Annotated in this window: 22 protein-coding genes; 7 read left to right on the top strand and 15 right to left on the bottom strand. The window is 72.2% G+C overall.

Annotated features, from left to right (window positions below; translation table 11 throughout):
• Positions 1–86 precede the first annotated feature (86 nt).
• On the bottom strand, positions 87–2,060 hold the full coding sequence (locus tag ACFC1R_RS14255; RefSeq protein WP_375937974.1) for a diguanylate cyclase domain-containing protein: 1,974 nt from the start codon (positions 2,058–2,060) through the stop codon (positions 87–89).
• A 420-nt stretch (positions 2,061–2,480) separates the two neighbouring features.
• Here ACFC1R_RS14255 and ACFC1R_RS14250 point away from each other — a divergent pair, with 420 nt between their 5' ends.
• Positions 2,481–3,020, top strand: coding sequence for a flavin reductase family protein (locus ACFC1R_RS14250; RefSeq protein ID WP_375937972.1), 540 nt, complete (start codon positions 2,481–2,483; stop codon positions 3,018–3,020).
• A gap of 52 nt (positions 3,021–3,072) precedes the next feature.
• Here the strand turns inward: ACFC1R_RS14250 and arfB are convergent, their stop codons facing one another.
• Complete coding sequence (gene arfB, locus ACFC1R_RS14245) at positions 3,073–3,504, bottom strand: alternative ribosome rescue aminoacyl-tRNA hydrolase ArfB (protein WP_375937970.1); 432 nt, start codon at positions 3,502–3,504, stop codon at positions 3,073–3,075.
• A gap of 189 nt (positions 3,505–3,693) precedes the next feature.
• Between arfB and ACFC1R_RS14240 the strand changes: the two genes are divergently transcribed.
• Positions 3,694–4,182: a hypothetical protein gene (locus tag ACFC1R_RS14240; protein WP_375937968.1), complete on the top strand. Its 489-nt coding sequence runs from the start codon at positions 3,694–3,696 to the stop codon at positions 4,180–4,182.
• A gap of 125 nt (positions 4,183–4,307) precedes the next feature.
• Positions 4,308–4,883, top strand: a complete 576-nt coding sequence (locus ACFC1R_RS14235) for a TerD family protein (protein WP_375937965.1) — start codon at positions 4,308–4,310, stop codon at positions 4,881–4,883.
• 84 nt (positions 4,884–4,967) lie between these two features.
• On the opposite strand, the gene ACFC1R_RS14230 is transcribed toward ACFC1R_RS14235, so the two are convergent.
• The 7 genes from ACFC1R_RS14230 to ACFC1R_RS14200 all read right to left on the bottom strand — a co-directional run bounded on the left by ACFC1R_RS14230 (position 4,968) and on the right by ACFC1R_RS14200 (position 12,032).
• Positions 4,968–6,485, bottom strand: coding sequence for a hypothetical protein (locus ACFC1R_RS14230; protein ID WP_375937962.1), 1,518 nt, complete (start codon positions 6,483–6,485; stop codon positions 4,968–4,970).
• Positions 6,486–6,620: 135 nt separating this feature from the next.
• Positions 6,621–7,109, bottom strand: coding sequence for a DUF3180 domain-containing protein (locus ACFC1R_RS14225; RefSeq protein WP_375937959.1), 489 nt, complete (start codon positions 7,107–7,109; stop codon positions 6,621–6,623).
• Between the two features lie 280 nt (positions 7,110–7,389).
• Positions 7,390–7,986 (bottom strand): 2-amino-4-hydroxy-6-hydroxymethyldihydropteridine diphosphokinase, encoded by a 597-nt coding sequence (gene folK, locus ACFC1R_RS14220; RefSeq protein WP_375937956.1) that lies wholly within the window; start codon positions 7,984–7,986, stop codon positions 7,390–7,392.
• 49 nt (positions 7,987–8,035) lie between these two features.
• On the bottom strand, positions 8,036–8,395 hold the full coding sequence (gene folB, locus ACFC1R_RS14215; RefSeq protein WP_045306251.1) for a dihydroneopterin aldolase: 360 nt from the start codon (positions 8,393–8,395) through the stop codon (positions 8,036–8,038).
• Positions 8,396–8,619: 224 nt separating this feature from the next.
• The gene (locus ACFC1R_RS14210; protein ID WP_045306247.1) at positions 8,620–9,117 is read right to left on the bottom strand and encodes a nuclear transport factor 2 family protein; all 498 of its coding nucleotides are present in this window, start codon (positions 9,115–9,117) and stop codon (positions 8,620–8,622) included.
• Positions 9,118–9,143: 26 nt separating this feature from the next.
• Entirely contained in the window at positions 9,144–9,998 is an 855-nt protein-coding gene (folP, locus tag ACFC1R_RS14205) for a dihydropteroate synthase (protein ID WP_375937953.1), read from the bottom strand.
• 183 nt (positions 9,999–10,181) lie between these two features.
• The gene (locus ACFC1R_RS14200; RefSeq protein WP_375937950.1) at positions 10,182–12,032 is read right to left on the bottom strand and encodes a phosphatidylglycerol lysyltransferase domain-containing protein; all 1,851 of its coding nucleotides are present in this window, start codon (positions 12,030–12,032) and stop codon (positions 10,182–10,184) included.
• 463 nt (positions 12,033–12,495) lie between these two features.
• Here ACFC1R_RS14200 and ACFC1R_RS14195 point away from each other — a divergent pair, with 463 nt between their 5' ends.
• Complete coding sequence (locus ACFC1R_RS14195; protein ID WP_375937947.1) at positions 12,496–13,677, top strand: alpha/beta hydrolase; 1,182 nt, start codon at positions 12,496–12,498, stop codon at positions 13,675–13,677.
• Positions 13,678–13,812: 135 nt separating this feature from the next.
• Positions 13,813–14,568 carry a ferritin-like domain-containing protein gene (locus tag ACFC1R_RS14190; protein ID WP_375937944.1) on the top strand — a complete coding sequence of 252 codons (756 nt, stop codon included), beginning with the start codon at positions 13,813–13,815 and terminating at the stop codon, positions 14,566–14,568.
• Between the two features lie 90 nt (positions 14,569–14,658).
• Here ACFC1R_RS14190 and folE read toward each other — a convergent pair whose 3' ends face one another.
• From folE to dacB, 6 genes are all read right to left on the bottom strand, one after another.
• A complete protein-coding gene (gene folE, locus ACFC1R_RS14185) occupies positions 14,659–15,264 on the bottom strand; it encodes a GTP cyclohydrolase I FolE (protein WP_375937941.1) in 606 nt (201 codons plus the stop codon).
• Between the two features lie 112 nt (positions 15,265–15,376).
• A complete protein-coding gene (gene ftsH, locus ACFC1R_RS14180; protein ID WP_375937938.1) occupies positions 15,377–17,434 on the bottom strand; it encodes an ATP-dependent zinc metalloprotease FtsH in 2,058 nt (685 codons plus the stop codon).
• 241 nt (positions 17,435–17,675) lie between these two features.
• A complete protein-coding gene (hpt, locus tag ACFC1R_RS14175) occupies positions 17,676–18,230 on the bottom strand; it encodes a hypoxanthine phosphoribosyltransferase (RefSeq protein ID WP_375937935.1) in 555 nt (184 codons plus the stop codon).
• A gap of 60 nt (positions 18,231–18,290) precedes the next feature.
• Positions 18,291–19,475: a tRNA lysidine(34) synthetase TilS gene (gene tilS, locus ACFC1R_RS14170; protein WP_375937932.1), complete on the bottom strand. Its 1,185-nt coding sequence runs from the start codon at positions 19,473–19,475 to the stop codon at positions 18,291–18,293.
• A gap of 352 nt (positions 19,476–19,827) precedes the next feature.
• Positions 19,828–21,024: a zinc-dependent metalloprotease gene (locus tag ACFC1R_RS14165; protein WP_375937929.1), complete on the bottom strand. Its 1,197-nt coding sequence runs from the start codon at positions 21,022–21,024 to the stop codon at positions 19,828–19,830.
• Positions 21,025–21,272: 248 nt separating this feature from the next.
• Positions 21,273–22,775 (bottom strand): D-alanyl-D-alanine carboxypeptidase/D-alanyl-D-alanine-endopeptidase, encoded by a 1,503-nt coding sequence (gene dacB / locus ACFC1R_RS14160; RefSeq protein ID WP_375937926.1) that lies wholly within the window; start codon positions 22,773–22,775, stop codon positions 21,273–21,275.
• A 76-nt stretch (positions 22,776–22,851) separates the two neighbouring features.
• On the opposite strand from dacB, the gene ACFC1R_RS14155 reads away from it, so the two are divergent.
• Positions 22,852–23,343, top strand: coding sequence for an inorganic diphosphatase (locus tag ACFC1R_RS14155; protein ID WP_375937923.1), 492 nt, complete (start codon positions 22,852–22,854; stop codon positions 23,341–23,343).
• A 305-nt stretch (positions 23,344–23,648) separates the two neighbouring features.
• Entirely contained in the window at positions 23,649–24,320 is a 672-nt protein-coding gene (locus tag ACFC1R_RS14150) for a heme oxygenase (biliverdin-producing) (RefSeq protein ID WP_375937920.1), read from the top strand.
• Positions 24,321–24,417 lie beyond the last annotated feature (97 nt).

Genomic DNA, 24,417 nt, shown 5'->3' with positions numbered 1-24,417 from the left:
CGCGCCGTACGGGCCAGTGGTGACGGTCGTACCCGCGAACCCTACCTTCCGGAGCTGACCGCAGGGAAAGGCGCCCTGAGCTGCGCTCAGCCCGCGCGACGATGCGAACGCTCTCCCCGCGCGCCCCTCACAGCGCCTCCACGCGCCCGTTTCTCGTCATACATCCGCTCGTCGGCGGCGTGCAGGACTTCCTCGATGCTCATTCCGCAGCCCGCCCAGCCGATCCCCAGGCTGACGCCGACCCGGGTGGTGCGGTTGTCGATCCGCATCGGCGGCACGATCGCGTTGCGCAGCCGCCCGGCGAGGTCCTTGGCCTCCTCGCGGCCGATCCCGTCGGCCAGCACCACGAACTCGTCCCCGCCCAGCCGGGCCACCGTGTCGCCCTCGCGCACCGCCTGTTGGAGCCGTCTGGCCACCTCGATCAGGACCGCGTCGCCCGCCTTGTGACCGAACCGGTCGTTGATCGACTTGAAGCCGTCCAGGTCACAGAAGAGCACCGCGAGCCCCTTCTCGACCCCGCCGCCCCGGAACCCCCCGCTCCACAACTCACCGCCGCCGGCACCCTCGGACGGCACCACCGCGTGCACGTGGTCCGGCGGGGTCTCCTCCCTGCCGACCAGCGGGCGCCCGGCGGCGAAGTCCTCGCGGTCCCGCTCCAGCGAGCGCGAGTCGGCACCCGGGCCGGAGCCGTCAGGCGCGCCGTAACCGTGCGTCAGAGTGGCCGGGACACCCAGCCCGTCGTAGCCGCCGTGCCCGCCGCACGAGACGCCCTGGGCGGCGTACGCGGGCTCCGTGTGCGGCGTCCCGAGCGGATCCGCGTAGCCGGGCTCGGCGCGGGACTGGTCGGCGTAGCCGGGATCCGCGTACGCCGGGTCGGGGTACCCGGGCGGCGGGTAGCCCGGCGGGACGTACCCGGGCGGGGAGAAGCCGATCTCCGGGTGGGCCGCGGTGTGCCCGGCCGGCCCCGGCAACTGCGGCTGGTCGCACAGCCGTCGGCCGAGCCTGGCCCGCAGCTCGGCGCTGTTCGGCAGGCCGGTGAGCGCGTCGTGGCTGGCCCGGTGGGCGAGTTGGAGCTCGTGCCGCTTGCGGTCCTCGATGTCCTCGACGTGGGTGAGCAGGAAGCTCGGCCCCTCGGCGGCGTCGGTCACCACGGAGTTGCGCAGACAGACCCACTGGTAGCCGCCGTCCCGCCGGGAGAGCCGCAGTTCGGCCCGGCCGCCGTCGGCACTGGTGCGGTGCAGCAGCGCCAGGTCGTCGGGGTGCACCAGATCGGCGAAGCGCTGCTGGCGCAGGGTGGCCCGGGGACGGCCGAGCAGGCGGCACAGCGCGTCGTTGACCCGGCTCAACTGGCCCCGCCCGGCACCGTGCAGCTCGGTGATGGCCATCCCGCTCGGGGCGAACTCGAAAGCCTGCCGGAAGCTCTCCTCGCTGGCCCGCAGCGCCTGCTGCTCCTTCTCCAGACGGGCCAGCGCACGCTGCATCTCCGCGCGTAGCCTGGCGTTGCCGATGGCGATGGACGCCTGCAGGGAGAACATCTCCAGGGCCTCGCGGGTCCATGCGCCGGGGCGCTTCCCGCTGCGCGGACGGTCCACCGAGAGGACGCCCAGCAGGTCGCCGCCGGCGCTGTACATCGGGGCGAGCAGGGCGTCGGCGGGGTGCCAGTCGTTGGCGTACACCGGCAGCGGGCCGTCGCCCGTCCAGCGCGGGATGTCGGGACCGATCGCCCAGCCCCGGTCGTGCGGCAGGAAGCGCAGCGTGCCCCAGTGGTCGCTGACCCCCAGCAGCCGGTCCCAGGACTCCCGGGAGCCGACCTGGCCGAGCAGCACGGCGGGCCCGCCGAACGCGCTCTCCTCGATCTCCCAGACCGCGGCCACCACCAGATCGCCGTCCGGCCGGACCAGGCTGACCGCAGCCGCGTCGAACCCGAGTCCGTGCACCGCGCCCTCGACCACGGCCTGCAGGGTGCCTGCCAGGCTGCGGGCAGCGTTGAGGTCCGCCACGACCCGGTGCAAGGTGCGGAGGGTCGCCAGGCGGACGTACGGCTCCGACTCGGCTTCCATGCGGGGGCTCCCCGGCTGCTTCGGATAGTTCTTGATTGGTTATGGTCCGATTGCCAGAAGAACTGAATCACAGCGAGCACTGCGATCGGCACGCTCGGTCAACAATAGGCCGCCACTTGTGACCCAAATCACACAACCCTTATGCGTACATATGTAGTTCATCTGCCCGATACCCAGCCGTTCCCGGACAATCACGACTATTGGGTGGCCGACGGCCGGGAGTTGCTGCTGAGGGCACCTGACGGCCGGGACCGCCCACCGGCCGCCCCTGCGGGCGAGAAGGCCCACGGAGGGTTCCGCATCGGCCTCGGGCCGGGGGCCGGACCGCGGTCAGCCCCCGCCATCGGTCTGCGGTCCCGAGACAGTCCTACGACCAGGGCCCGATGCCGCCCACCCGTCGCGCCGACTACCGTGCGGTACGTGTACAGCTCCCCACGGCCCACCTCCGCCGCCCCGACCGCCACCGCCGACGAGTTCCGGTCCGCGCTGGCCCAGCTCGCCGCCGGCGTCACCCTGGTGACCGCCCACGACCCCGAAGGCGGGGCCGACGGCGAGGACGTCGGCATGACCGCGACCTCGTTCCTCTCGGTCTCGCTGGAGCCGCCGCTGGTGCTCGTCTCGGTGCGCGAGGACTCCCGGATGGACGAGCTGCTCTCCCGGGTGGACACCTGGGCCGTGTCACTGCTCGGCGAGGAGCACCGGACGACCGCCTCGCGCTTCGCCATGAAGGGCCGCCTCAGCGACCGCCTGCTCTTCGCCGACGCCCCGCACCACCGCGGCGAGTTCGTCAACGCGCCACTGATCGACGGCGCGCTCGCCACGGTCGAGTGCCGCACCGAGCAGCGGGTCGGCGCCGGCGACCACACCCTGCTGATCGGCCGGGTACTGGCCGCCCGGGTGCCGAGCCCGGACGCCCGGCCCCTGCTCTACTTCCGCGGCGGCTACCGCAAGCTCGCCTGACCGCCCGATCACCCGGGCACCCGTCAACTCGGCCGGACCGCAACGCCGTTGCTCAGTACTCCGACGGCCGTCCGCGCCCCTGCTTCAACTCCGACCGGTGCCGCTTGTTCTGCAGCCGCCGCTCGACCATCCCCCGACTCGGTTTGGTCGCCCGCCTGGCCTTCGGCGGCGGGGCCGTGGCCTCCCCCAGCAGCGAGGCCAGCCGGGCTGCCGCGACCTCGCGGTTGCGCCACTGCGAACGGTGCTCGGAGGCGCGGACCACCAGGACCCGACCGTCCACCAGCCGGCCGGCCAGCCGCTCCAGCGCCCGCTCCTTCCACACCCGCGGAAGGGCGTCCGAAGCCGCCAGGTCGTACCGCAGCTCGACCTGGGTGTCGGAGGTGTTGACGTGCTGGCCACCGGGGCCGGACGAACGTGAGAAGCGCCAGACGAGCTCGGCGTCCGGGACGACCACCGACCCCCGTACGCGGATGGGCTCAGGCATGCCCCCATCATCCCGCCCCGCCGCGCCCCGGTCACCCGGTTATCCGCCCGACTCGTCCCCCGGCTCATCCACCCGTCGACCGGGCACCTTCTCGTTTTGTCGGCTTCTCCACTTGTCCACAGCTGTGGACAAGTCCGCCCGGTCCGCCGCCGCCGGATGCCCCGCGCCGGATGCCGGACAATGGCCTACGTGATCGAGCTCGACTACTCCCTCTCCGACCGGTTCCCCGACCCCCCGCAGACCGACTACCGCAACGCCTCGGTGCGCAGCCTGCGGTACGACCTGTTCTGCGGTGACATCTTCCTGGAGGCGGACGACCAGGACTTGTCCACAGCCTGGGGATGGGTGCCGGTGCTCGACTTCGCCTGGGCGCTCTGCGACTCCGTCGAGGAACTGGACCTCGATGTGCGCGGCAGCCGCGCCGCCGCCGTGCAGACCTTCGACCTGGACTTCACCCAGAACACCGAACTGCTGCGGTTCGCCCGCCGCTTCGGCCTGGTGGAGATCAGCGCGACCTGGCGGCGGAACACCCCGCCGGCCGTGGTCCGCCACGCCGAACTGCGCCGGGAGGCAAGGGACTTCCTGCAGGACGTGATCGCCGATCTGACCGAGCTGCACGAGGGACTGGGCGACAACCCGAATATCTGGTCGCTGCAGGGGAAGTTTCCCCGGGTCTGACCGGCCCCCTCTCCGCGCCCCGGCACCGGCGGCCGTGACAGCAGATCGATCCGGCCCGGCTGGAACCATGCCCGGCCCCTTTTACGTTCTTTGCCTACAAGAGCAACGAAGGGACACCACACACCATGCCAGTCAGCCTCTCCAAGGGTGGCAACGTCTCGCTGACCAAGGAGGCCCCTGGCCTGACCGCGGTCACCGTCGGCCTCGGCTGGGACGTACGGACCACCACGGGCACCGAGTTCGACCTGGACGCCAGCGCGATCGTGCTGAACGCGGACGGCAAGGTGCTGTCCAACGGCCACTTCGTCTTCTTCAACAACACCAGTGCCCCCGACGGCACCGTGGTGCACACCGGCGACAACCGCACCGGTGAGGGCGACGGCGACGACGAGCAGATCAAGGTCAACCTGGCCGGTCTGCCCGCCGAGGCCATCAAGATCGTCTTCCCGGTCTCGATCTACGACGCGGTGGCCCGCAGCCAGAACTTCGGCCAGGTCCGCAACGCCTACATCCGCGTGCTCAACGCGACCGGCGGCGCCGAGATCGCCCGCTACGACCTCTCCGAGGACGCCGCCACCGAGACCGCCATGATCTTCGGCGAGCTCTACCGCAACGGCACCGAGTGGAAGTTCCGCGCGATCGGCCAGGGCTACGCCTCCGGCCTCGCGGGCATCGCCCAGGACTTCGGCGTCGCGATCTGACGCGCCGTACCCAGAACGGACGCCCGGCCCCCTGCGAAAGGGGGCCGGGCGTCCGTCGTACGTGCCGTCGTCCGCTGTCGTCCGCTACCGCTGCCGGCCCTGGTCGGCACGGAGTTCGGGGAGCTCCAGGTACTCGGTCTCGTCGTGCGGCGTCAGGTCGACCACCTCGGGGCGGGTGTGGCCGGGCTGGCCCTCCGGCTCCCGCACGCCCTGCCCGGCGACCTCGACAGCCGCCTCGTCCGTCCCGGGGACGGCGTACCGGGCGCTCTCGGCCACCGCCTCGTCCCCGACCACGTCGGCCAGGTCCGCCAGCTCGGCCCGCTCGCCCAGCTCCGCCACACCGCCCGCGGCGGCCGCCGGAGCGGCCGGACGGACGGCACCGGGTCGTCCGAAGAAGCTGAATCCCGCGGAGCGGCCCGCCCCCTGCGGACGCGGACGCTGCCGACCGGCAGGAACGGCCGCACCGGCCTGCGCAGCCGGAGCCGCCGCACCGAGCGCACGCGGCAGGACGGCACCGCCGAGAACCCGCGGCTGCGGCATCACCGGCTCGGGCGCGCCCGGCTGCGGCACGGCCGGCGCCGGACGGACGGGCCGCGGGCCGACGGCGGGCAGCCCGCCGGAGCGCGTCGGAGCACCGACCGGCCCGACGGCCGCCGTCTCCTCCGGCCGCGCGGACCGGGGCACGACGGGACCGGCCGGAGCGGTGGGCGCGACGGGAGCCCCCGACGCCACCGCCCCTGCGGACACCGTTCCGGCGGACACCGCAGCGGGCACGGCCGGCCCGACGGAAGCGGCAGCCGACGCGAGCCGGGGTACGAGGCCGGTCGACACCGGGGCAACCGCCGCAGCAGGCGCCGCGGGCGCAGCCGGGAGGGCGGGAACGGCCGGCGCCACCGACGCCACCGGGACCAGGCGCGCCGCACCCGTCGCCGCACCCGGGACGGTGGCAGTCCCCGCAGCCGCCTCCGCCGCCGGGGTCGCCCCTGCTGCCAGGGCGGGAACCGTCTGCGCCTTGGGCCGCAGCGCCAGCTGGGCCCGCGCGGAGCCCTCCCGGCGCGCCTCGGCCCGTTCGGCCTCGCGCTCCAGGTGCCGCAGTACGGCCGCCGCGCGGACGAACGCCGCCGGAGTGGCCGGGTACTTGGGGCGGGCCGCGGCAAGCGCCAGCTGGGCCGCCTCCGCCTCCTTCAGGGCCTGCTCGGCGACGGCCACGGCACGCTCGCGGAGCAGCCGGGCGATCTCCGTCTCGGCCTTGGCCAGCCGGGCCTTCTCGGCGGTCAGGCGGCGTCCGAAACGGGTGGCCCGCTCCTCGGCGACCTCGGCCGCGTACTCGGCCTCGGCGATCTGCTCCTCGTAGCGCTCCTCGGCCACCAGGCGGCGGTTGGCGGCGACCTCGGCCGCCTGCTTGGCGGTCCGGTCCCGCTGGCGCAGCAGGACCGCCATGCCGACGGCGCCGAACACCGCCGCGACACCGACCGAGCGCACCAGTGGTTCATCGGGACTGACCACCAGCGCGACCAGCGCGGCGACGACAAGGGCACCTGCTGCGATCGGAGGTACGGCCCGGCCGAGGACGGAGGATTGACGGTGGCGTCCGCGTGACATGTCAAAGAAACTAGCGTGCGAATCGGGGCGCTGTCAGCCGCGACACCCTTTCGGGTCTTGACAGCGCGCCGAAACCACGTCAGGTACCCGAACCATCACCTGACGTCATGACAGATCCGCCCGGCCGGGCCCGGCTCAACGGGGTGAGGCGGCCGGACCGGACGGGTCGTCGTGGTCCTCGGGAAGCCTGCAGACGTGCTGCAGCCACAGCGCGGCGGCGATCACACCGGCGCCCGCCAGTACCGCGAAGCCGGCCGTCACGGCCTGCTGCTTGCGGGCGGTGATGTCCAGCAGGCCGAGCAGGTAGACGCCGACACCGCCGTAGATGCCCGTCACCACGGCCGAGACCAGGGCGCTCGCCTGGCCGAGGACCACCGCCCGCGCCGCGCCCAGCGGATCCACTCCCTTGGCGCCCGGTTGCCGCTCCCGTACGGCCTTGAGTCTGGCCCGGAGCGAGATCGCGGTGGCGAGCAGGACGACGGCGACCGCCGCCAGCACGATCGGGGCAGCCGTGGGCACACCGGGCAGCTGGCCGAAGGAGTCCCAGAGTTTGGCACCTGCCCAGGAGAGCACCGCCGCCACGATGGCGATACCCAGGAGCAGGCGGAGGCGGAGCGGCTTCACGCGGACGGAGTTCCTTCCCGACGGACGCGACGGCTTGGGGCGCCCCGGCCGACGGCTGAGGACGGATCTGACGGACGGTCGCGCTACGGCGGCGCCACAGGCCACCGTACCCGGGCCGAGCCCTTCCGATCACTTACTCGTACGGCCGACCGGCACCGCGGAGTTCCCGATCCGGCGTGCGCGGAGGCCGCGCACGCCCCGTTCCCGGCCGGAAGGCAGCCGCGCGGCGCCCCGGCACGGGGCGCTGCACGGCCTGCCGCGCGCACGGAGCGCGCGGGGCCTACTCGGGCAGCCGCAGCTGGATGTCCTCGCGCCGCCGCACCGCGTCACCGGCCTCCTCGCCCAGCCCCTTCAGCAGATCGGCGACCCGGCCGTGGCCCGGCAGCTCGCCGTCCGGCTCGGCGTCCAGCCAGGGCGCGAGCACGAAGGCCCGCTCGTGGGCCCGGGGGTGCGGCAGCAGCAGCTGCGGGTCGTCGCTGGTGACGCCCTCGTACGCGAGGATGTCGACGTCCAGGGTGCGCGCGCCCCAGCGGACGGTGCGGACCCGCCCGAAGGCGTCCTCGACGGCGTTGGCGCGCTCCAGCAGCGAGCTCGGCGGCAGGGTGGTGCGCAGCACGACCACGGCGTTGTAGTAGTTCGGCTGCTCGTCGGGGCCGCCCACGGCCTCGGTCTCGAAGACCGCGGAGACGGAGGTGATCCGGACGCCGGGGGTGTCCTCCAGCGCGTCCACGGCGCCCTGGAGGGTCTCCAGGCGGTTGCCGAGGTTGCTGCCGAGCGCGATCACGGCGTGCCGCGGGTTGTGCAGGGTCGAGTCGGCACTGTCGACTCGGCGCTCCAGGTCGAACGTGGTCGGCGAGGTGGTCGGGTCGGTGCTCATCGGTATCCCTCTACGGCTCGGGCTGTGGGACAGGACAGGGCGGTTCGCGTCACGCGCGGCCCCGGTGGATCGTGATGGTGACATCGTCGAAGGGAACGGTGATCGGGGCGTCCGGCTTGTGCACGGTCACCTCGACCTCCTCCACCGCCTCGTGCTTGAGGCACTGGTCGGCGATCCGCTGGGCGAGGGTCTCGATCAGGTCGACCGGGTCACCGGCGATGATCGCGGTGACCTCCTCGGCGACGATGCCGTAGTGGGCCGTGCGGGAGAGGTCGTCGCCGGAGGCGGCCGGGCGGGTGTCCAGGAACAGCACGAGGTCGACCACGAAGGTCTGGCCCTCGATGCGCTCGCGCTCGAAGACGCCGTGATGGCCCCGGGCACGCAGGCCCCGCAGGGTGACGCGGTCCAGCAACTCAGTTCTCCCACCTGGACGGGCCCCGCCCAGGGGGCAGGGTGGCGGGCCTGGTCGCTCGCTGCATCGAATCTACCTGCGAGCGCCCACGGACCCCGACCGTCCTACCCGGCACACCCACCCGTCACGCACGCCGGATCGGCAATTGACGTGAACGTTGGGTGTCCGTCCACGGAACAGGTGCACCGCCCCCGGTCACACCTTGCAAAAACGGTTCGCGATCAGTCCTCGTCCTCGTCGTCTCCGCTGGTCAGGACGGGTGAACCATGGTGCGACCAGAGCTTCCAGCCGTCCGCCGTGCGACGGAACAGATTGGTCGAGACGACCTTTCCGCCGACCAGCGGACCGAGCTCGCCCTCCTCCTCGGCCTCGCCGCCGGAGAGGATGTTCTCGGTGCACGTGACAAGGGCCACATCGCCCTGCAGTTCGACCTCCACGTCGGTCAGGAAGAACTGGATGTACTCCGTGTTCATCATGATCAACATGTAGGAGCGGGTGACCTGGGCCCGTCCGCGCAGCACCGGCCAGCCGGGGTGGACGCAGATCACCCCGCCCTTGTCGTCGGCCTCGCCCGCGCCCAGCCAGATGGACTCGACGGCCTCCAGGTCGCCGTTCTCCAGCGCTTCGTAGAGCGCCCGGTTCGCCGCCAGCACGGCCTCCCGGTCCAGCTCCAGCGCCGCCTCGCGGTCCGTGTCGCTCACCCTGCCGTCACCCGCCATGCTTCCTCCAGAGCCGAGCCAAGCCGCTACCCCCTCCGTGCCGCCTGTTGCCAGGCCGCGACCACGCGTACGGCGTCGGCCGTGCCGGCCACGTCGTGCACCCGGACCGCCCATGCCCCGGCCTGGGCCGAGAGCGCCGAGACCGCCGCCGTGGCGTCGTCCCGCTGCCGGGCCGAACGCGGCTCCCCGGTTTCCGGGTTGGCGAGCAGCGTACCCAGGAACCGCTTGCGCGAAGCGGCCACCAGGACCGGGCGACCGAGCGCGGTGAGCGCGTCCAGCCGGCCCAGCAGGGCCCAGTTGTGCTCGCTGGTCTTGGCGAAGCCCAGGCCCGGGTCGAGGATCAGCTGCTCCTCCTTCACCCCCGCGGCCAGCAGCGCCTCCATCCGCTGCGCGAGCTCGGCGGCCACATCGGCCACCACGTCCCGGTAGACGGCGAGGCTGTCCATGTCGGCGGACTGGCCGCGCCAGTGCATCACCACGAACGGCGCGCCGGTGTCCGCGACCACCTCGGCCATCGCCGGGTCGGCCAGGCCGCCGGAGACGTCGTTGATCAGCCGGGCGCCGGCCGCCACCGCCTGCTCGGCGACGCTCGCCCGCATGGTGTCGATGCTGACCACCACCCCGGCCGCCGACAGCTCGCGGACCACCGGGATCACCCGGCGGAGCTCCTCGGCCTCGGTGACCCGCTGGGACCCGGGACGGGTGGACTCGCCACCGACGTCCACCAGGTCGGCGCCGCTCGCGGTGAGCCGCAGACCGTGGGCGACGGCGGCGGCGGGATCGAGCCACAGGCCGCCGTCGGAGAACGAGTCGGGGGTGACGTTGACGATGCCCATGACCGCACAGCGGTCGAGCCGGGGGAGGCCGGGAAGGTGGATCATACGGCCATTATCGAGCCGCGCGAGGCCGGAAAAGCGATGACGACTGACAGATTTCAAAATCTGTCAGTCGTCATCGGTCATCCACTATCGGCCACCCGTCACCGGACAGCCGTCAGCCGCCGACCGCGCCGCAGCTGCCACACACCGGCCTCAGCCGCACGCTCCGCGCTAACGCGGCCTCGGTCACGCGGCCTCGGTCACCGCGCCGACCTGCGCCTGCTCCGGCATCAGCCCCTGCCGCTGGCGCTTGCGGCCGAACCTCGGCATGCCCAGCGTGATGAACGCCTCCGCCTGCATCACGGCGAAGCCGATCCGCGGCAGGTCCCGGGTCTGCGGGTAGACCAGGAAGCGCGGCTCCCACTCCGGCTGGAACTTGGCGTTGAACTTGTACAGCGACTCGATCTGGAACCAGCGCGAGAGGAAGACCAGCAGCCCGCGCCAGGCCCGCAGCACCGGCCCCGCACCGATCCGCTCACCACGGGCCAGCGCCGAACGGAACATCGCGAAGTTCAGCGACACCCGCTTCACGCCCAGGTTCGGGACCTCCTGCAGCGCCGCCACGATCAGCAGCTCGTTCAGGCCCGGATCGGCCGCCCGGTCACGCCGCATCAGCTCCAGCGAGATGCCGTCCTTGCCCCACGGCACGAAGTGCAGCACGGCCTTCAGGTCGTCGCCGGCCGCACCCGCGCTCTCGCCCTCCTCCGCAGCCTTGTGCGCCGTCACGACCACGCAGTTGTCGTCGCCCGGGTCACCGAAGCGGCCCAGCGCCATCGAGAACCCGCGCTCGGTGTCGGTACCCCGCCAACGGGCGGCGGCGTCCGCGATCTGACGCTTCTCCTCCAGCGTCAGATCGGAGACCCGGCGCACCTTGCAGGAGTAGCCGTTGCGCTCGATCCGCTTCACCATCTGGCGGACGTTGCGCATCGCGCGCCCCGACAGCGAGAAGACGGAGGTGTCCACGATCGCCTCGTCGCCCAGCTCCAGCGCGTCCAGTCCCGCCTCACGGGTCCAGACCTCGCCGCCGACCTCGCTGCAGCCGACCACGGCCGGCACCCAGGCGTGCTCACGGGCCTCCGCCATGAAGACCTTGATCGCGCCCGGCCACGCCTCGACGTCACCCACCGGGTCACCGGAGGCGAGCATCACGCCGGAGATCACCCGGTACGAGATCGCCGCCTTGCCGGTCGGCGAGAACAGCACGCTCTTGTCCCGGCGCAGCGCGAAGTACCCGAGCGAGTCGCGCGCCCCGTGCCGCTCCAGCAGCGCCCGGACCTTCTCCTCGTCCTCGGCGTTCAGCTCCGGCTCCGGCTTCTCCGGACGCAGCGCCAGGTACGCCGAGATGAAGGCGGTCATCAGGCCCAGCGCGCCGAGCGAGTACGCCACCAGGTCGGTGACCCGGTCGGTGTGGTACCTGACCGGACCGTCGAAGCCGAACAGGCCGTACAGGGTCTCCTTCAACCGCTGCACGAAGGTCGGGTGCCCGATCTCGGAGCTCGGGTGGACGCTCACGATCAGCATGCCGAGCACCACGCTGAAGGCGCCCATGACCACCAGGTTGACCACGGCCCGCCAGCGGGTGCGCGGGTCGGCCTTGGCGTAGAACTCGCGCCGGTGCACCAGGATCACCACGAACAGTGCCAGCGAGACCACCGCCGGGCCGACCTGGTGCCAACGCAGCAGGTGCAGCGCGGCACCGACCGGCAGCAGCACCACGACCGCCCGCCAGGCGCGCCGCTTACGACGGCGCAGCGCGTGCGCGAGCAGCACGAGCAGGGTGCCGACCATCAGGGTGCCGACCGCGGCCACCGTGGTGGTGCTGCCCGGGATCTGCCCGGCCCAGCTGTGCACCCGGGTGTGCCGGATCCTCGGGAAGACGGCGCTGGCGATGTCCAGCAGGCCGATCAGCAGACAGGCGTATCCGACGGCTCCCGGCAACCAGGCTCGGGGGACGGAGGAAGCTTGGTTGCGCAGCGTCTGCAGACCCCGGCGACGGGGCTGCTCAGGTGACGGCTCAACGGACACGGGAACGCTCATGGGAGCTCAGCGTAGAGGCTGAATCGGACTGTCCTGTCACTCCCAGGGAGGAGCTGTGATGGACCTTCATGACTATTCCTTGGTCTGGCAATCCGCTCGTCAAGAAAGCACCCCCGAACGGTAATTTTTCGGGGGTGCCCCTGCGACACGGGCGCCTCGGGGACAGGGGACGCCGCTCGGACGGCGCGCCCAGCGGGACGGCTGAACGGCTGAACGGCTGAACGGCTGCGGTGACGGTGAATGGACCAACGCCGACACGTCGGCGCCACGGGACGCCCGCACACGCGTTACACACGCTGGACGCCGCATTCTAGAGCTTCGGTTGCACCCTCCGCAGCGGGCACGACCCGGCCGGTGCGCAGCTGTGACGGACCCCCGGGCGGCGCAGCCCCACTGGCTGCCCCGAGTCCACCGCCCCACGATGAACCCTGGCCCCACTGCTGCCCAAGGGAGGGCGAACCGCATGGAACTGACCAGCGGCGCGCTGGTGTACTCGCTCACCGCGCTGGCCGTCGCCTCCCTGGTCGGCACCCTCTGGCTGTGGCCCCGGCTGGCCCGTCAGCGCCCGCTGCCGCTGCTCGGCCGGATCGGCCTCCTGGCGGTCATTCAAGTCTCCGTCGTGGCCGTTCTCGCGCTGTCGGTCAACAACTCGTACGGCTTCTACACGTCCTGGAACGACCTGCTCCACCCCGGCAGCGCACCGCTGACCCTGGCGAGCTCGGAACACCCCAGGGGCGCCGCCCCGAAGGCCGACTCCCTGGTCCAGCCGACCACCGACGGCGGCCTGGGGACCATCAAGGACCTGCCGCAGGGCAAGCCGGAAGAGGTCGGCCGGGTGGACTCCATCAAGGTCACCGGCGCCGAGTCCGGCCTCTCCGACCAGGTGTTCATCTACCTCCCGCCGGAGTACTTCATCCCGCGCTACGCCCGGGTGCGCTTCCCGGTGCTGCTCACCCTGGCCGGGTACCCGGGACCCTCGCTGCACCTGGTCGAGGGCCTGCGGGTGCCGCAGACCGCCTGGGAGCTGGAGCGGACCGGCCGGATGGCGCCCACCGTGATCGTGATGGCCCGCCCGACCGTCACGCCGCCGCGCAACACCGAGTGCGTGAACGTGGCCAACGGGCCGCAGACCGAGACCTGGTTCGCCAAGGACCTGCCGGGCGCCCTGCGCTCCAACTACCGGCTCAGCCACTCGGCCGCCTCCTGGGGGGTGCTCGGCTACTCCACCGGCGGCAGCTGCGCCCTGCGCCTGGCGATGCGCAACCCCGACGCGTACGCCAGCGCGACGGGCATGCACGCCGACTACCAGGTGCCCAACGACCGCTGGACCGACGGCGACCTGTTCGGCGGCAACCAGACCGACGCCCAGCACAGCGACCTCAACTGGCGCCTGCAGAACCTGCCGGCGCCCAAGGTCTCGCTGCTGGTGGTGAGCACCAGGACCGAGGAGGACTACGCGGACACCCAGGCGTTCCTGGCCAACGCCAAGCGCGTCGCCGACGCCCACCCCGAGTTCAAGGTCGACTCGCTCGTCCTGGCCGACGGCGGCCACAGCTTCGAGACCTGGCGGAGCGAGCTGCCCGCCTCACTGGAGTGGATGAGCGACCATCTGAAGCCCCCGCAGGACCGCGAGCCGCGCCAGTAGCCACCCCGCCCCGACCAGCCCAGGCCGCCGCTTCTCCCCCGGCCGGGTGATTCCACCGCCCGCCACCGGCCGACCGGCCGCCGCCGGGGAACGTCTCCCGGCCGACCGCTTCCCCAGCAGACGCCAGGAGGTCAGATGCTCAGCTCCCGAACGCTCTTCGACGAGATCTACCGCAACGACGAGGCGTACCGCCTCTTCTGCAGCATCGCGGCCGGTGGCGAGGACCAGGGCGGCTGGGAGAACGAACGGATCCAGTCGCTGACCGACGACCCGGTCCTGGCCCCGAAGATCGGCCGGCACGGCGCCGACGAGCGCAAGCACGGCCGGATCTTCACCCAGCTGCTGCACCGGCGCGGTCTGGAGAGGGTGAACGTCCCGCCGAACACCGACTACTGCATGCTGCTGGAGCGCCAGGGCATCGGCCTCTCGCACGAGCGCCTGTCCTCCGACGTCCCGCTGACCGAACGCGAGATCATCACCTACCTGGCGCACAGCCGGGTCACCGAGCAGCGGGCCTCGGAGCAGATGCGCCAGCTGGTACGGGCGTACGGCGGCAATCCCGAGCTGGCCAAGGCCATGCGGATGATCTCGGCCGACGAGGACAACCACCTCGCGTACTGCCACGAGGAGCTGCTCCGGCTCACCGCCATGGGGCACGGCCCGTACATCCGGCACACCCTGGAGCACACCGCGCGGGGCGAGATCCGCACCCACCGCGACGTCGGTCTCGCGGTGCTGCGCGCGATGGGACGGATCCTGCGCTGGCCGCTCTGGCAGCGGGCACTGCTCACCGCCGGGGTGCAGGCGCTGTACGCCTACGACCTGACCGTCGGCCGCCGCAGGATGATCCGGCTCCGGATGCCCGCCAAGCGCAACGCCCTCGGACGTTGAGGGGGCGGGCGCCGTGCGCCCGCCCCCTCCCTCAACGTCCGGGCTCCGCCACGCGCGGTTCCGCGCTCCGGCTCCGGCCCGTGCCCGGCCCTACCTGCCGATGATCAGGCTCATCGCCTCGGCGCGCGTCGCGGGGTCGCGCAGCTGCCCGCGCACGGCCGAGGTCAGCGTCTTGGCGCCGGGCTTGCGGATGCCGCGCATCGACATGCACATGTGCTCGCACTCGACGACGACGATCGCGCCGCGCGGCTCCAGGATGCGCATCAGCGAGTCGGCGACCTGGCTGGTGAGGCGCTCCTGCACCTGCGGGCGGCGAGCGTAGACGTCGACCAGGCGGGCGAGCTTGGAGAGGCCGGTGATCTTGCCGCTGGTGGACGGGATGTACCCGACGTGTGCGACACCCTGGAACGGGACCAGGTGGTGCTCGCAGGTGGAGAACACCTCGATGTCCTTGACCAGCACCATCTCGTCGTGGCCCAGGTCGAAGGTGGTGGTCAGGACGTCCTCGGGCTGCTGCCAGAGCCCCGCGAATATCTCCTTGTAGGCGCGGGCCACCCGGGCCGGCGTCTCCTGCAGGCCCTCCCGGTCCGGGTCCTCACCGACCGCGAGCAGCAGCTCCCGCACCGCCTTCTCGGCCCGCTCCTGGTCGAACGTCCCGACTGCCGCGGGCTGGTCGAGAGTCACCGGGTCGATCATGCGTGCCTCGCTTGTGGTCGTCTGGTCGTCGAGTAGGCGGTCCGAGCAGCACGGATGCCGCGCCTCCAGGGTACAAACCCTGGTGGCGCGGCATCCATTCCGTACGGGTTGCTCAGTTCTCCGTCGAGCTGTCACCGGCGACCGGGGGCAGCTTCACGATGTCCACCTGGGTGGTCTCCGCGGAGGCGGCGATGCCGTTGGTCAGCGCCAGCTCCTTCGGCGACTGCACCGGCGGGCGGGTGGACGGCGTACGGCGGGAGGAGCCGGTCCAGGCCGGACGGGCGGGGCGCTTCACGATCGTGGAGAAGATCTCGGCGATCTGCTCCTTGTTCAGCGTCTCCTTCTCCAGCAGCTCCAGGACCAGGTTGTCGAGCACGTCACGGTTCTCGACCAGGATCTCCCAGGCCTCGTTGTGCGCGTTCTCGATGAGCTTCTTGACCTCCTCGTCCACCAGCCCGGCGACCTCTTCCGAGTAGTCGCGCTGGTGGGACATGTCGCGACCCAGGAACGGCTCGGAGGAGTCCGAACCGAACTTGATCGCGCCGAGGCGCTCGCTCATGCCGTACTGGGTGACCATCGCGCGAGCCGTCGCGGTGGCCTTCTCGATGTCGTTCGAGGCGCCGGTGGTCGGGTCGTGGAAGACCAGTTCCTCCGCCGCTCGCCCGCCCAGCATGTACGCCAGCTGGTCGAGCATCTCGTTGCGCGTCGTCGAGTACTTGTCCTCGTCCGGCAGGACCATGGTGTAACCGAGGGCCCGGCCGCGCGACAGGATGGTGATCTTGTGCACCGGGTCGGCGTTCGGGGAAGCAGCCGCGACCAGGGCGTGACCGCCCTCGTGGTACGCGGTGATCTTCTTCTCCTTCTCGGACATGATCCGCGTGCGCTTCTGCGGACCCGCCACGACGCGGTCGATCGCCTCGTCCAGGATGCCGTTGTCGATCAGCTTCTTGTCCGAGCGGGCCGTCAGCAGCGCGGCCTCGTTGAGGACGTTGGACAGATCGGCACCGGTGAAGCCGGGGGTGCGCTTGGCGACGGCCGAGAGGTCGACGTCGGGCGCGATCGGCTTGCCCTTCTGGTGGACCTTGAGGATCTCCAGGCGGCCCTGCAGGTCCGGACGGTCGACGGCGATCTGCCGGTCGAAGCGGCCGGGGCGCAGCAGCGCCGGGTCCAGGATGTCCGGGCGGTTGGTGGCGGCGATCAGGATCACGCCGCCCTTGACGTCGAAGCCGTCCATCTCGACCAGCAGCTGGTTGAGGGTCTGCTCGCGCTCGTCGTGGCCGCCGCCGAGGCCCGCACCGCGGTGCCGGCCGACGGCGTCGATCTCGTCGACGAAGATGATCGCCGGGGCGTTCGCCTTGGCCTGCTCGAACAGGTCGCGGACGCGGGAGGCACCCACGCCGACGAACATCTCGACGAAGTCGGAGCCGGAGATCGAGTAGAACGGCACCCCGGCCTCGCCCGCGACGGCACGCGCGAGCAGGGTCTTACCGGTACCGGGCGGGCCGTAGAGCAGCACGCCCTTGGGGATCTTGGCGCCGACGGCCTGGAACTTGGCCGGCTCCTGCAGGAACTCCTTGATCTCGTGGAGCTCCTCGACCGCCTCGTCCGCACCCGCGACGTCCGAGAAGGTGGTCTTCGGGGTGTCCTTGGTGAGCAGCTTGGCCTTGGACTTGCCGAACTGCATGACCCGGGAGCCGCCGCCCTGCATCTGGTTCATCAGGAACAGGAAGACCAGGACGATGATGACGATCGGCAGCATCGACAGCAGCAGGCTGACGAAGGTGGACTGCTTCTCGGGGGTGATGGTGTAGCCCTCGGGCAGCGCGCTCTTGTCGCCCGAGTTGATCTGCGTCTGGAGGGTGTTGGCCACGGCCACACCCTGGTCGCCGACGTACGAGGCCTGGAACTTGGTGCCGGAGGGCACCTTGCCGCCGGTACCTGCCGAAGGCAGCTTCGCGCCGTCCTTCAGCTGGATCTTGATGGTGTTCGAATCACCCGTGGTGATCTGCGCCGACTTGACCTGCTTGGCGTCGATCGCTGCGACGACCTGTCCGGTGTCCACCGTCTTGTAGCCGTTCGAGTCCGAAACGACCTGCATCAGCACGACAACGGCAAGGACGGCCAGCACGATCCACATGATCGGCGCACGGAAGTATCGCTTGACGTCCATCCATGCGGGGCGTTGCCGCCCCGTCCCTCCTGCCACTCAACGGCGCTGCACGGCTGGGGGCCGTCGGCGCATCCGGTATGTGCTCATGAGAAGAGCGGTTAATTGGACCGTACCGCAGCCACCCCCGCTCACGACGAGAGCACAACGACACGACGTATTTCCTACCCCCGCTCAACGGGCGGGAACAGCAGCCTGTTCCCGCCCGTCGCCCCAACGGTTTCAACCGTTGGACAGCGGCTGGTCAGCCACCGTAGACGTGCGGGGCCAGGGTGCCGATGAACGGCAGGTTGCGGAGCTTCTCCTGGAAGTCCAGGCCGTAGCCGACCACGAACTCGTTGGGGATGTCGAAGCCGACGTACTTGACGTCGATCTCGACCTTGGCCGCGTCCGGCTTGCGCAGCAGGGTGCAGACCTCCAGCGAGGCCGGGCCGCGCGAACCCAGGTTGCCCAGCAGCCAGGACAGGGTCAGGCCGGAGTCGATGATGTCCTCGACGATCAGCACGTCGCGGCCGGCGATGTCGGTGTCCAGGTCCTTGAGGATCCGCACCACGCCGGAGGACTTGGTGCCCATCCCGTACGAGGAGACCGCCATCCAGTCCATCGTGACCTGCGAGTGCAGGACCCGGGCGAGGTCGGCCATGACCATCACGGCGCCCTTGAGCACACCGACGATCAGCAGATCGCGCCCGGCGTAGTCCCGGTCGATCCGCTCGGCCAGCTCAAGCAGCTTGGCGTCGATCTCGTCCTTGCTGATGAGCACCTTCGCCAGGTCGGCGCCCATGTCGTTCTGATCCACCGGGGATACGTCCTCAAACGTTCGGGGTCCTGTGTCGGCGACGGCCCCGCGACCTACTGCTCAGCTGTCGCTCTGTCGCCGAAAGACCAGCGTGCCACACCTTCGGGTGACCTCGACGCCCCCGGGTAGGTGTAGCGGCCCCTGACCGCGCCAGCCGGTGACCAGCTGATCGACCGTCTCCAGGTGTCGTGCGAACAGGTCACCGCCCGGACAGCCCGCCCGCAGCGCCGCCCGGCGCAGTACCCGGCGGCGGACGGCGGGGGGCAGTTCGGACAGCTTGCCGACGTCCAGCGTGCCGTCGCCCGTACGGAGGTCGCGCTCGGCCAGGGCCGCCCACTGATCGAGCGCATCGGCGTCGTCGCGGAACAGCCGGGCGGTACGGGCCAGTGCCTCGACCACCCCGGCGCCCAGGTGCTTCTCCAGGACCGGGAGCACCTCGTGGCGGACCCGGGAGCGGGTGTAGGCCGGGTCGGAGTTGTGCGGGTCGTCCCAGACCGGGATGGACTGCGCGGCGCACGCCTGGCGGGTGGCGGCCCGGTCCAGCTCCAGCAGCGGCCGGCGGTAGCGGCCCTTGTGCGCGGGCATACCGGCGAGTGAGCGGGCCCCGGAGCCACGGGCCAGGCCCAGCAGAACGGTCTCGGCCTGGTCGTCCTGGGTGTGCCCGAGCAGCACGGCGATGGACCGGTGGCGCTCGGCGGCGGCGTCCAGTGCGGCGTACCGCGCGTCCCTGGCGGCGTTCTCCGGGCCGCCCTGGTGACCGACGTGGACCGGGATCACCTCGACCGGGTCGAGACCCAGCTCGCGCAGGCGGTCGGCGACCTGCTGGGCGCGTTCGGCGGATCCCTGTTGCAGTCCGTGGTCGACCGTCACCGCGCCGACCCGCAGGCCCAGTTTGGGCGCCTCGAAAGCGGTCGCGATGGCCAGCGCCATCGAGTCGGCACCGCCGCTGACCGCCACCAGCACCAGCGGGGAACCCGGTGCGGCGGGGGTGCGGGGCAGTCCGGACGGGTGGCGGCGGGCGTTCCCGATCAGCCTGGTCGCGGCGGGCGGGCCGCCGGGCAGGACGACCGGGGCGCCACTGCCCGCGGTGGTCACCGGGACGTTGCTCGTGGCCGGGACCGGCGCGGGCTCGGGGTGGGTGCGAGGGGCCGGGGCGGTGAGAGTCACGCCGGCCTCGGCGGCGAGCTCGGCGAGGGCGCGGCGGACGGCGAGACGTATCGCCGCGACAGCGGGGTGTGGGCCCACGGTGAGGCACTCCTTGGCAGCTGGGGGACGGAGCGGGGCGGTGAGGGGGCCGGCCGGGCGTGACACCCTGTCAGCTTCCGGTCACCAGGCGCTCACAGATGGTCGCAGAATCCGGGCACCGGCCACACCACCCGCGCCACCGGTACGACCACGGTCCCACGTACGGGTGAATGCAGAAACGTTCATGCACCCCCATCTGTACGTCTGCGCCATCCGTACGACCCCCCGTGCAGGCCCCCGGAGGGCCTCCAGCGACACGCGGACCCGGCGGGCGGCCCCGCGCCCGGCGACGGCCCGGCCGCGCGGCTGCCGGGCGTCCTGGGCCGCCGCGCGGCCGGGCCGGCCGGGGAGTTCAGCCGGTGACCCGGGCGACCCAGGCGGCGGGGTTGTGGATCTCCTCCTTGGTCGGGAGCGTGTTCGGGGAGGTCCAGACCCGGTTGAAGCCGGCCATGCCGACGCGGTCGACCACGTCCCGGACGAAGACCGCGCCGTCCTGGTACTGGCGCAGCTTCGCGTCCATCCCGAGCAGCCGCCGCAGCACCAGGTCGAGGCGCCCCGCGCCCCGGTCGCGGCGCTGCTGGAACTTCTCCCTGATCTCCGCGACGCTCGGCACCACCGCGGGGCCGACGCCGTCCATGACGACGTCCGCGTGCCCTTCGAGCAGTGACATCACCGCCGTGAGCCGGCCGAGGATCTCCCGCTGCTCGGGCGACTGGACCAGGTCGAGGAGCGTCCCGGGGGCCGACCCGTCACCCCGGCCGCCGAGGCTCGGCACGCCGCCGCCGAGGGCGTCCTTGAGGCGTTCCAGCAGCGCGGCCGGGTCCACGTCGGTCTGCGCCAGGAAGGACTGCACCTCGGACTGGATGTGGTCGCGGAGCCAGGGCACCGCGGTGAACTGGGTGCGGTGGGTCTCCTCGTGCAGGCAGACCCAGAGCCGGAAGTCGTGCGGGTCGACGTCCAGTTCGCGTTCGACCTGCACGATGTTCGGCGCCACCAGCAGCAGTCGGCCGGGGCCGGGCGAGGGCGGCTCCGCGTCGGCGCCGGTCCCGGCGAAGAGCGCCGCCGGGCTGTCCGGGGTCACCGGCGAGCCGGACCCGGGACGGGGGCCGGGCTCGGCCGGGGCGAAGGTCTCGTACTGCCCGAGGACCTTGACGGAGAGGAAGGCCAGCACCGCACCGACCTCGACGCCGGTCACCTTCTCGCCGATCGATCCGAACACGGCCGCGCCGGCCGAATCGCGGCGGCGCGCCTGCAGCTTGTCCACCAGCGGCTGGACGATCGTCCTGAAGCCCGCCACGTTGGCCTTCACCCAGCCCGGCCGGTCCACCACCAGGACCGGCGTTCCGACGGCCGAGGCCAGGCTGCTGGACCGCATACCGGTGAACTCGCGAACGTGCTCCTCCGCCTCCAGCGCCTGCCTGCGCAGTTCGGAGACCACCACGCGGGCCTCGTCCCTGGTCACCTCGGGGCCCGGCCGAGCCAGCCGGGTCGCCGTCGCGACCGCGAGATCCCAATCGACCATGTCGGCACCGCTGCTCGCGCTCGTCATGCCATCACCGTACGTGCTCGCGGCGGCCGGGGGGAGACACCCGCCCGCGCCCGCCGATCGTCCCCCTGGATCCCGGTCGACCACGCACCACTCCGGGGGGCGCGAGCAACCGCGCGCCCGCGCCGCGGGCCGCTCGTGCAGGTCCACGCGCCGCTCGGCCAGGGGCGCGCCGGGGCAGGCCGGGGCGCCCGGCCCGGCGCCGGGGCGCGGGAGAGGTCGCCCGCTCCCGCGGGCCCCGGAGCCGCGCCCTAGTGGCAGCCGCAGGCGGCGAGGCGGGCGACGATCCGGTCGGTGGCCGAGCGGGTGGCGAACCCGTCGGCGGGCGTCTTGCTCATGAAGGCGAAGACCAGCACCCGGCCGTCGGCGTCCACCGTGGTCCCGGCCAGGGTGTAGACCCCGCTGCCGGCGAGCGTGCCGGTCTTGGCCCGGACGATCCCGGCCGCGCTCTGCGCGCCCGAGGCCGCGCCGAACCGGGTGAGCAGAGTGCCGGTGAACCCGGCGATCGGAAGGCCGGTCAGCACCGGGCGCAGCTCGGGGTGTTCGGGCGAGGCGGCGAGACCGAGCACCTTGGCGAGGACCAGCGGCGAGATCAGGTTGCCGGTGTGCAGCCCGCTGCCGTCGTTGAGGACGACGCCGGTCATCGGCACGCCCAGCTTCTGGACGGTCCCGGTCACCGCCGCCACCGCGCCGTCGAAACTGGCCGGCTGGTGGGCGGCGATGGCCGCCTGCCGGGCGATGGCCTCGGCGAGGGTGTTGTCGGAGGTGGTGAGCATCCGTTCGACCAGGCGCGGCACGGTCGGTGACTCCACCGCCGCGACCTGCTGCGCGCCGGCGGCGGCGGACCCCGGCCCGGCCTTGCCGTCCACCGTGATGCCCTGGGCCCTGAGCAGGTCGGCGAAGGCGTCGGCGGCCTGCTCGGCCGGGTCGAAGACACGCGCGGGGGCCTCGTCCGGTGACTTGGGATCGATCCGGCCCTCGTCCACCATCAGCGGGGTCACGGCGGCGATGTTCATCGCGTCGTGCTGCTTGTGCAGGAGCGGGCCGCTGTAGAGCGAGGTGTCGTAGCCCAGCTTCACGGTGGTGGTGCCGGCCGCCTTGAGCGCGGTGGCGGTCCGCCGGGCCAGTTCGGCCAGCGAGGCCGGTGCCGACTCGGCGTCCGGGGGCATCCCGCCGACCCGGATCTGGTCGAGCGGCAGTCCGGTGACGGTCGGGTCGCCACCACCGACCAGGGTGATCTCCCCCGGGGCACCGCCCTTGACGACCTTGGTGGAGATCCGCGCGTCGGCCGGGATCAGCGCGAGCGCGGCGACCGCGGTGAGCAGCTTGGTGGTGGACGCCGGAGTGGCCGGGGCGTTCTCGCCGGAGCCGTACAGGAGTTGGCCGGTGTGGCCGTCGGCGATGGCGAAGTTCATCTCGCCGAGCGCCTTGTCCTGCAGGACCTGGGCCAGGTCGCGCTGGAGGCCCGCGGTGGTGGGCATGCTGCCGGCGCCGTCCACCGGCCCGGCGAGCACCGGGCCGCCGGTGGCGAACGCGCGCGGCGCGGCGGGCGGCGCTGCGGCCGAGGGGGGCTGGTGGCCGGTGGGGCCCTTGGGGTTCGCCCCCGCGCCGCTCTGGCTCTGGCCCGCCTCCGGGATGGGGTGGGCGAACGCCCGGTCCGTGCCGGACGTCAGCCCGCCGGTGGCCAGGGCCACGCCCAGCACCCCCGCGACCGCCGCTCTGCGCCCGCGTCCCACCCCTGCGCCTCGCTGCACCGACCCGCCCCTTTCCTGAGCACACCCTGCCGTAGGAGACACTTGGATTCTGTCAGTCCCTACCTTGGAGGAACCGTTGGAGTTCGACGTCCTGATCGAGATCCCGAAGGGCTCGCGGAACAAGTACGAGGTCGACCATGAGACGGGCCGTCTCCGCCTCGACCGGATGCTCTTCACCTCGACCCGTTACCCGGCCGACTACGGCTACGTCGAGGGCACCCTGGGCGAGGACGGCGACCCGCTGGACGCCCTGGTCATCCTGGACGAGCCGACCTTCCCCGGCTGCCTGATCAAGTGCCGTGCCATCGGCATGTTCCACATGACCGACGAGGCGGGCGGCGACGACAAGCTGCTCTGCGTCCCGGCGACCGACCCGCGCTGGGAGCACCTGCGCGACATCCACCACGTGTCGGAGTTCGACCGCCTGGAGATCCAGCACTTCTTCGAGGTCTACAAGGACCTGGAGCCCGGCAAGTCGGTCGAGGGTGCCAACTGGGTCGGCCGCACCGAGGCCGAGGCCGAGATCAAGGCCTCGATCAAGCGCCTGGAGGAGCAGGGCGGCCACTGAGCCCCCTCACCTCGGACCTCGTTCTGCGGAGTTCTTCGGAGTCCGTCGGAGTTCTGCGGGGTCGCCCGGCCGGGGCGAGCAGCGATGCTCGCCCCGGCCTTTCTGTTGCCCGGCCGTCGGCTCCCGGGCTCGCCGGCCGGGCTCCGGGACTCCCCCCAGGCTCCGGGCCGCCTTCCCAGGGCGGGCCCGCAGGCGCACACTGGGCCGGGGGCGGTTTTCCCGACACCATGTCGGCATGACGTTGACTTAGGCAAGCCTAACCATAACAATCCTGCCCAGTGCCCCCACCGGACCGGAGGACCCGCATGCCCAGCCATGAGCCGCCCACTCCCTTCTCCTCCGTGCTGCGCACCGCCAGCAGCGCCGAGCACGAAGCAGCCGAGCAGTCCTCCTTCATGGCGCACCTGCTCGGCGGCCGGCTCGGCCGCGACGCGTACGCCGAGCTGTCCGGGCAGCTCTGGTTCGTCTACCGGGCACTGGAGGGCCGGGCCGCCGAACTGGCGGGGCATCCGGTGGTCGGCCCGTTCGTGGATCCCGCGCTGTTCCGTACGGCCGCGCTCGAACGCGACCTGGAGCACCTGCGCGGCCCCGGCTGGCGGGCCGGGCTCAGCCCGCTGCCCGCCACCGCCGCGTACACCGCCAGGATCGAGGAACTCACCGCCGACTGGCCGAACGGCTACCTCGCCCACCACTACACCCGCTACCTGGGCGACCTGTCGGGCGGTCAGATCATCCGGGGGATCGCCGAGAAGACCTGGGGCTTCGATCGCAAGGGCGCCGGCGTCCACTTCTACGTCTTCGAGGAGATCGGCAACCCCGCCGCCTTCAAACGCGCCTACCGCGCCAAGCTGGACACCGCCGGCCTCGCCATGGACGAGATCGAGCGCCGCCGGGTGGTCGACGAGTGCAGGCGCGCCTTCACGCTCAACGGTGCCGTCTTCGCGGACCTCGACAGCCGCTACCCGCTCAGCGCCTGAGCCGTCGGCGCTGCGGCACCGGCACCGGCGGAGCAGGACGGTGCCGGTGCCGCCGGGGGCCGGGCGGCACCGGGCGGGACGGCCGCCCAGGTCCCGC

It is taken from the genome of Kitasatospora sp. NPDC056138 (assembly GCF_042264695.1).
GTDB lineage: Bacteria > Actinomycetota > Actinomycetes > Streptomycetales > Streptomycetaceae > Kitasatospora.
The sequence above is the reverse complement of the archived record's forward strand: the minus strand, read 5'-3'. Positions and strand labels throughout refer to the sequence as shown.

Excerpts from the sequence above, each read along its gene's own strand:
- ACFC1R_RS14200 (WP_375937950.1), bottom strand. The coding sequence starts at position 12,032 with ATGAGCGTTCCCGTGTCCGTTGAGCCGTCACCTGAGCAGCCCCGTCGC.
- ACFC1R_RS14190 (WP_375937944.1), top strand. The coding sequence starts at position 13,813 with ATGCTCAGCTCCCGAACGCTCTTCGACGAGATCTACCGCAACGACGAG.
- ACFC1R_RS14230 (WP_375937962.1), bottom strand. The coding sequence starts at position 6,485 with ATGTCACGCGGACGCCACCGTCAATCCTCCGTCCTCGGCCGGGCCGTA.
- ACFC1R_RS14150 (WP_375937920.1), top strand. The coding sequence starts at position 23,649 with ATGCCCAGCCATGAGCCGCCCACTCCCTTCTCCTCCGTGCTGCGCACC.
- ACFC1R_RS14210 (WP_045306247.1), bottom strand. The coding sequence starts at position 9,117 with ATGGCGGGTGACGGCAGGGTGAGCGACACGGACCGCGAGGCGGCGCTG.
- ftsH (WP_375937938.1), bottom strand. The coding sequence starts at position 17,434 with ATGGACGTCAAGCGATACTTCCGTGCGCCGATCATGTGGATCGTGCTG.
- ACFC1R_RS14255 (WP_375937974.1), bottom strand. The coding sequence starts at position 2,060 with ATGGAAGCCGAGTCGGAGCCGTACGTCCGCCTGGCGACCCTCCGCACC.
- folP (WP_375937953.1), bottom strand. The coding sequence starts at position 9,998 with ATGATCCACCTTCCCGGCCTCCCCCGGCTCGACCGCTGTGCGGTCATG.
- ACFC1R_RS14235 (WP_375937965.1), top strand. The coding sequence starts at position 4,308 with ATGCCAGTCAGCCTCTCCAAGGGTGGCAACGTCTCGCTGACCAAGGAG.
- ACFC1R_RS14165 (WP_375937929.1), bottom strand. The coding sequence starts at position 21,024 with ATGACGAGCGCGAGCAGCGGTGCCGACATGGTCGATTGGGATCTCGCG.
- arfB (WP_375937970.1), bottom strand. The coding sequence starts at position 3,504 with ATGCCTGAGCCCATCCGCGTACGGGGGTCGGTGGTCGTCCCGGACGCC.
- folK (WP_375937956.1), bottom strand. The coding sequence starts at position 7,986 with ATGAGCACCGACCCGACCACCTCGCCGACCACGTTCGACCTGGAGCGC.
- folE (WP_375937941.1), bottom strand. The coding sequence starts at position 15,264 with ATGATCGACCCGGTGACTCTCGACCAGCCCGCGGCAGTCGGGACGTTC.
- ACFC1R_RS14195 (WP_375937947.1), top strand. The coding sequence starts at position 12,496 with ATGGAACTGACCAGCGGCGCGCTGGTGTACTCGCTCACCGCGCTGGCC.